Here is a 2,577-nt window from a genome sequence, read left to right on the forward strand (position 1 = left end):
CGCCAGCCGGCGCCGAGGAGCGGGACGGAGAGTAGCACTCCGCCGAGGACCTGCCCGATCGCTGTTGCGCCTCCCGCGGTGGCTCCGAACAACGCTGGTGGGCCGGATCGCAGTGGGCGACCGGCCACTGTGGAGCTCGTTCGTGTGGCGCAACGAACTGGCCGACACCTTCGTGGAGGTACTGGCCGCGCCCTGGTTCGCCCAGCGCTGGCTGGGGACGGCACCGCTGAATGTGTGGCTGCGCTCCCTGGGCGCGCGCGTGGGCCGGGGCGTGTGGTGCGAGACGTACTGGCTGCCCGAGGTCGACCTGATCAGCCTGGGCGATGGGGTGTCGGTGAACCGGGGATGCGTGTTGCAGACTCATCTGTTCCACGACCGCGTGATGAGCATCGATACTGTCGTCATGCGGGACGGATCGACACTCGGGCCCCACGGGGTGATCCTGCCCGCAGCGGCGATCGGGGAGAACACCACGGTTGGACCGGCCTCCCTGGTGATGCGCGGTGAGTCCGTGCCCGCCGGGACCCGCTGGTTCGGCAACCCGATCGCGGCATGGGCCCGGCGGGGATAGCGCACGAAGAGAGTGGAACAGAGGAAGCCGGTGTGGTTCTGAGCACGCCCTTTACCCCCAAGTTGTACTTCCCCATGCACGGCGACGACAGCTACCGGGTGGAGCACTACGACCTGACCCTCGACTACCGGGTGGGCCCGAACCGCCTGGGTGGCGTCGCCCGGATCTCCGCCGTGGCGCTGCGGCAGCTCACCCGGCTCTCCCTCGATCTGGGTGCCCTGCGTGTGAGCGGAGTGCTGGTCGACGGCGCGCGGGTGCGCTTCACCCATCGCGGAGGCAAGCTCCACCTGTCGCCGGTCGGGCTGCGACCCGGCCCCTTCATTGTCGAGGTCCGCTACGCGGGCAGTCCCCAGCCGGTGACCAGCCACTGGGGCGGGCTCGGCTGGGAACAGCTCACCGACGGCGTCATCGTGGCCAGCCAGCCGATCGGGGCTCCGTCGTGGTTCCCGTGCAACGACCGGCCCGACGACAAGGCCACCTACCGGATCTCGGTCACCACCGCCTCCGCGTACCAGGTGATCGCCAACGGGGAGCTGGTCGCGCGGCGGCGGGCGGCCTCGACGACCACATGGGTGTACGAGCAGATCGAGCCGATGGCCTCCTACCTGGCGAGCGTGCAGATCGGCCGCTACCAGCGGGCCGAACTGGGCCCGGGGGTGGAGCTGGTCTTCCCCGCCGGACACGCCTCACGGGTGCGCCACGACTTCGAGCGTCAGGGCCGGATGATGGAGGTCTTCCGCGAGCGGTTCGGCCCCTACCCGTTCGGCTCCTACACCGTGGTGGTCGTGGACGACGAGCTGGAGATCCCGGTCGAGGCGCAGGGCATGTCGATCTTCGGGGTGAACCACGTGGACGGCAGACGGGGCGAGGAGCGGCTGGTCGCCCACGAGCTGGCCCACCAGTGGTTCGGCAACAGCCTGACGGTGGCCGACTGGCGCGACATCTGGTTGCACGAGGGGTTCGCATCTTACTCGGAGTGGATCTGGTCGGAGAACTCCGGCGGCCTGTCATCCGATGACCACGCGCGCCACTGGCACCGTTTGCTCTCCGACCTCCCCCAGGACTTCGTCCTGGCCGACCCCGGTCCACATCGCCTGTTCGACGACCGCGTCTACCGGCGCGGCGCGCTCACCCTGCACGCGCTCCGGCGCACCATCGGCGACGATCCCTTCTTCGCGCTGCTGCGGGAGTGGACGGCCGGGCACCGCCACGGGAGCGTCACCACCGAGGCGTTCACCGCGCTGGCCACGCGCCGCACGGTGCGACCGCTGGACAAGCTGTTCGCGGGCTGGCTGCACGACCGCCGCCTGCCACCCCTTCCCTGACCTCCACACATCGGACCACTGCTATAACGGTCTACAACTTTGTGGAGGTACAACATGCGCGTCGCGCTGCACACCCGGGTCAAGCCTGGCAGGGAGTCCGAGTACGACCAGGCGCACCGGGAGGTGCCCGCCGAACTGGTCGAGGCCATCAAGCGGGGCGGCGCGCACGAGTGGACGATCTGGCGCAGCGGCCAGGACCTGTTCCACGTGATCGAGTGCGACGACTACGAGGCGCTGCTCTCGTCGCTGGCCGGCCTGCCGGTGAACATCACCTGGCAGGCCCGGATGGCCGAACTGCTCGAGGTCACGCACGACTACTCCGAGGACGGCGCGGGCAAGGGTCTGCCCGCGGTGTGGCGACTGCCCTGAGCCCCGCTCCCCTCCGAACGGCGTCCGGCGCGGCCGGGGACGCGATCGCTATCGTGGGTGGATGCCTCCCGCCCTGCGCACCCGTCTGCTCGCCGCGCTCGCCGCGGCCCTGACCATCGCCGCCGGGCTGACCGTCCGCGCGGTCACCGGCGGCTGGTTCGGCAAGTACGCGGGCGACGCCCTCTACACCGTGCTGGTGTACGCGCTGATCGTGCTGGTGTGGCCCCGGATCACGCCGGCGCGGGCCGCGCTCGGCGCAGCCGCGCACCAGCGCAGGGCCATCTGCCCGTTCTTCCAGTTCTTGACGTTGAC

The 2,577-nt window shown here is 70.2% G+C and carries 4 protein-coding genes; all 4 read left to right on the forward strand.

Annotation, left to right across the window (positions count from 1 at the left end; genetic code table 11):
* Positions 1-142 precede the first annotated feature (142 nt).
* Positions 143-571, forward strand: a complete 429-nt coding sequence (locus ABZ260_RS49860; RefSeq protein ID WP_355632658.1) for a hypothetical protein — start codon at positions 143-145, stop codon at positions 569-571.
* A gap of 32 nt (positions 572-603) precedes the next feature.
* Positions 604-1,896 (forward strand): M1 family metallopeptidase, encoded by a 1,293-nt coding sequence (locus ABZ260_RS49865; protein ID WP_355632661.1) that lies wholly within the window; start codon positions 604-606, stop codon positions 1,894-1,896.
* 54 nt (positions 1,897-1,950) lie between these two features.
* Entirely contained in the window at positions 1,951-2,265 is a 315-nt protein-coding gene (locus ABZ260_RS49870) for an L-rhamnose mutarotase (protein WP_343965211.1), read from the forward strand.
* Positions 2,266-2,326: 61 nt separating this feature from the next.
* On the forward strand, positions 2,327-2,577 hold a 251-nt coding region (locus ABZ260_RS49875), incomplete at its 3' end, for a hypothetical protein (RefSeq protein ID WP_355632665.1).

Source organism: Streptosporangium sp. NPDC006013 (genome assembly GCF_040614275.1).
Lineage (GTDB): Bacteria > Actinomycetota > Actinomycetes > Streptosporangiales > Streptosporangiaceae > Streptosporangium.

Excerpts from the sequence above, each read along its gene's own strand:
- ABZ260_RS49870 (WP_343965211.1), top strand. The coding sequence starts at position 1,951 with ATGCGCGTCGCGCTGCACACCCGGGTCAAGCCTGGCAGGGAGTCCGAG.